General features: G+C 74.2%; 4 protein-coding genes. All 4 read right to left on the bottom strand.

Going from position 1 to position 3,991, the window contains the following annotated elements:
- Positions 1-119 precede the first annotated feature (119 nt).
- Positions 120-1,016, bottom strand: a complete 897-nt coding sequence (locus WD250_08995; protein ID MEX2620344.1) for a hypothetical protein — start codon at positions 1,014-1,016, stop codon at positions 120-122.
- A 12-nt stretch (positions 1,017-1,028) separates the two neighbouring features.
- Positions 1,029-2,492, bottom strand: a complete 1,464-nt coding sequence (locus tag WD250_08990; protein MEX2620343.1) for an FGGY family carbohydrate kinase — start codon at positions 2,490-2,492, stop codon at positions 1,029-1,031.
- Positions 2,493-2,501: 9 nt separating this feature from the next.
- Complete coding sequence (locus WD250_08985; protein MEX2620342.1) at positions 2,502-3,392, bottom strand: WYL domain-containing protein; 891 nt, start codon at positions 3,390-3,392, stop codon at positions 2,502-2,504.
- Between the two features lie 7 nt (positions 3,393-3,399).
- A partial coding sequence (locus WD250_08980) for a hypothetical protein (protein MEX2620341.1) occupies positions 3,400-3,991 on the bottom strand: 592 nt, incomplete at its 5' end.

Raw genomic sequence — 3,991 nt, 5'->3', positions numbered from 1 at the left:
GACCGCCACACCCTGCACAGCGGAGCATCGCCTCCGCAAGCTCCGGCGATTCACGTCTCAGTGCGCTCGGTCCTCATCATCCCTGATGCAGTGACCCTACGGGGTGCGCGTCGTTCCCGTCACCTCGTCATCCACTGCAAGGCCTGACAGGCGGGAACAGTGCGCGAAGTGCGGTAGGGTGCGCCCGAGCTGCTCGCCGGCCTGCTGGTCGCCGTGGCGCTGATCCCCGAGGCCATCGCCTTCTCGATCATCGCCGGCGTCGACCCGATGGTCGCACGGTCATGGTCGGGTTCGTCAACGCCCTGGCGCCCACCGTGGGCGGCATGGGTGAGCTGCCCACGGCCCTGCCCTGGTTCGGGCTCCCCGCCGTGCCCTTCCCCCTGCAGACCCTCGCGGTTATCGCGCCCGTGGCGTTCACGCTGGCACTCATCGGCCTGCTCGAGTCGCTGCTGACCGCCCAGATCCTCGACGACATCACCGACACCCGCTCGGACAAGGGCCGTGAGGCCCGCGGCCAGGGGCTCGCCAACGTCGCCACCGGCCTTGTCGGCGGCATGGCCGGGTGCGCCATGCTCGGCCAGTCCATGATCAACGTGAAGTCCGGTGCCCGCACCCGCGTGTCGTCGTTCGCCGCTGGGGTGTTCCTGCTCGTGCTGATCCTGGCCGCTGGCGATCTCGTGGCCCTCATCCCCATGGCGGCGCTGGTCGCGGTGATGATCGTGGTCGCGGCCGCCACCTTCGACTGGAACAGCCTGCGGCTCAAGACCCTGCGGTCCACCCCGCGCACCGAGACCGCGGTCATGGTGGTCACCATCGCCACCGTGGTCGTCACCCACAACCTCGCCTACGGCGTCGCTGCGGGCGTCCTGCTGGCCGCGATCTTCTTCGCCCGCCGTGTCGCCCACCTCGTCCAGGTCACCGACGAGCTGTTCTTCGCTTCCACCGACGAGCTCGTGCATGCCTTCGACTACGCCGACCCCGCCCCCAAGGTGGTCATCGACCTCACCGACGCCCACATCTGGGACTCCTCAGCGCCCGCCGGGCCCGCCCGGCGTGACCCATCCCCGGTCGGCCAACGTCCGGGTGAACCACTGGTAGCTGGCCTCGAGCGCGTCGGCGTCCTCGCTGCTCGCATCGACCGGCTCACCCCGAGCGGCCATCGCGGTCATGGCGGCCGTGAGGTCCGGGCCCACCGTGCCGGCCGCTGCGAGGATGCACGCGCCCAGCGCCGTGGTGGCATCGGGCGTGGCCACCAACGGCACGCCCAGCACCGCTGCCCGGATCCGGTTCCACACCGCGCTGGTGCTGCCGCCTCCGGTGACCGCGATCGACGCCGGCTCGGGCGCCCCCAACGCCGCGAGGCGCTCGTAGCCCAGGCGCTCCACGAACGCGACCCCCTCCAACGTCGCCCGGTACCGCGCCATCTCGTCGGGCAGGTCGCCGACCGCGAAACCCTCGGCCTCGGGCACCGCGAAGGGGAAGCGCTCCCCCCGGCCCACCAGGGGATAGATGATCCCACGCGCCGGTCCGTGCCGGGCAGCCATCCGGTCGAGCTCGCCCAGGTCACGCCCGGTGAACCCGTGCGTCAACGCGTTCGCCCCGGTGCTGGACGCTCCGCCCGGCAGCCACCAACCCGCAGGATGGCGGTGGCTGTAGACCGCCCCGTCGGGGTCGGCGACCAGCTCGCGGCTGGCGCCCTTGAGCACCAGCGTGGAGCCCAGCACGGACACGAACCGCCCGGGCACGCTGGCACCTGCGGCGAGCTGCGCGGCGCAGGCGTCGGTCATGGCCAGGCGCACCGCACACCCCGCCGGCAGCCCGGTCGCCCCCGCCGCCTCGCGGCTGATCGCTCCCGCCGTCGCGGTGGGCGAGCCGACCTCGGGCAGGAGGTGCCCGGGGATGCCCAGGGCGTCCAGCGCCTCGGTCGCCCACTCCCCCCGCAGCGGGTCGTAGCCGCTCTTCAGGGCATGGCTCCAGTCGGTGGGGACCTGCTGCCCGACGAGGCGGGCCACCACGGCGTCAGAGGCGTGTGCCAGGTGGGCAGCCCGCCCGCCGACCCCCGGCTGGTGCAGCAACCACGCCCACTTGGGCAGCCCGAACGACGGTTGGACGCGCAGCCCCAACCGCGCCCAGCGGGCGGCACCCGCGTCCTGCGCGGCCCTCGCCTCGGGCACGGCCCGTTGGTCGGCGTAGGTGAGCGCGGGCGCGAGCGGCTCCCGATGGCGGTCCAGCGCGACCACCGTTCCCGATGTCGCGCTGACCGCGATGGCGACCAGGGAGGACCGACGCGAGCCGAGCCGGTCGGTCAGCGCGGTCAGGGCCGCGGCCGTCGCCGGCCACCACGAGCGCGCATCCTGCTCCCACCAGCCGGGGCGGGACGACACCGGAGCCGCCAACGGCGCCCGCGCCCGGGCGTGCAGCCGCCCCTGCGCATCGGCCGCGACCGTGCGCACCTCCGCCGTCGCGACGTCGACACCGGCGAACAGCTCCACCTGGGGATCCTAGCCGGCCGGGGGTGGGGGGACCTCCACCGGCGAGGGCAGGAGCCGGGCGTGGCCGATCCGGTCGACCGCGAAGGTGCGCTCCCCCGCGCGCAGGTGGCAGTAGCCGCGCAGGAGGTCCTCGCCGAAGGACCACGGGTCGACGGTGCGTTCGGTCGCAGCGCCCCCACGGGAGGACGCGTAGTACTCAAGGTGGACCTGCCGGCCCTCGCCTACCGCCCGCTCCAGCAGCGTCCGGATCAACCGCGGACCGAGCGCGTCCTCCGCGGTGCCGGGCAGCGCCGGCTCGCCGACCGTCCCCGCGACCGCCTCGTCTTCGGCCAGGCGCACGCCCGCGGATCGCAGCGCCGCGTTGACCTGCGCGGACGAGCGCGACGAGACCGCGACGGTCGCGGTCAGCGCCCGCAGGTCCGCCGCCGCGACCGTCAGCGCACGGTCGAGCAGTCCTGGCTGCGCTGCCACCACCACGCACCCGGCCGGCTCGACCCGCAACGGCCGGCTGGCCTCGTCGGGTGAGGGCTCCAGGTCAAGCGTCAGCTCGCTGAACCCCTCGCGTGCCTCGTCGACCACCGCCACCAGGCCGCTGTCCTCGACGTGCGCCAGTGCCCGGTGCTGCAACCAGTCGAGCGGTGGCGGCAGCGTGCCGTGTCCCCACCACCCGCGGCCCAGGAGATCCTCCACGCTGGTGGCGCCGTCCTGGGCCAGGCGCACGAACGCGGCGCGCGCGCCCTCGGGCGCCCGGTCCAATGCGCTCCGCACGGTGCCGTACCCGCGCAGGATGTCGCGCAGGGCGCGGTGGGCGGCGGCCCTGCTGCCGGGCGGTTCGCCGACCCCGAACCGGCGCAGCGCCTCGCGGACCCGGTCGAGCTCCAGTGCCGCGACGCCCCCCATGGCGGCCCTACGCCTCGCCGCCTGCGCGCCCGTCGCCGGCAGCGCCGTCGAGGTCGGCGTCGATGTCCACCTCCTGGGCGACCTGGGCGAACAGCGCGTCCACGAACGCCTCGGGCTCGAAGTCGGCGAGGTCGTCGATGTCCTCGCCGAGGCCCACCAGCTTCACCGGCAACCCGAGCTGGCGCTGGATGGCGATCACGATCCCACCCTTGGCCGTGCCGTCGAGCTTGGTCAGCACCACCCCGCTCACGTCCACGGCCTCCATGAACGCCCGGGCCTGGGACAGCCCGTTCTGGCCGGTGGTCGCGTCCAGGACGAGCAGCACCTCGTCGCACGGGCCGGAGTCCTTCTCCAAGACCCGCTTGACCTTGCTGAGCTCCGCCATGAGCGCGGTCTTGTTCTGCAGCCGCCCGGCGGTGTCGACCATCAGCAGGTCCGCGCCGGCCGCGCTGGCGGCCTTGTAGCCGTCGAACGCCACCGCGGCGGGGTCGGCGCCCTGCTGGTGCGCGACGACCCGCGAGCCGGAGCGCTCACCCCAGAGCTGCAGCTGCTCGGCGGCGGCGGCCCGGAAGGTGTCGGCCGCGGCCATCACGACGTTG

The sequence above is a fragment of the Egibacteraceae bacterium genome (genome assembly GCA_040905805.1).
Lineage (GTDB): Bacteria > Actinomycetota > Nitriliruptoria > Euzebyales > Egibacteraceae > DATLGH01.
This window is presented reverse-complemented; position numbering and strand designations above follow the sequence as displayed.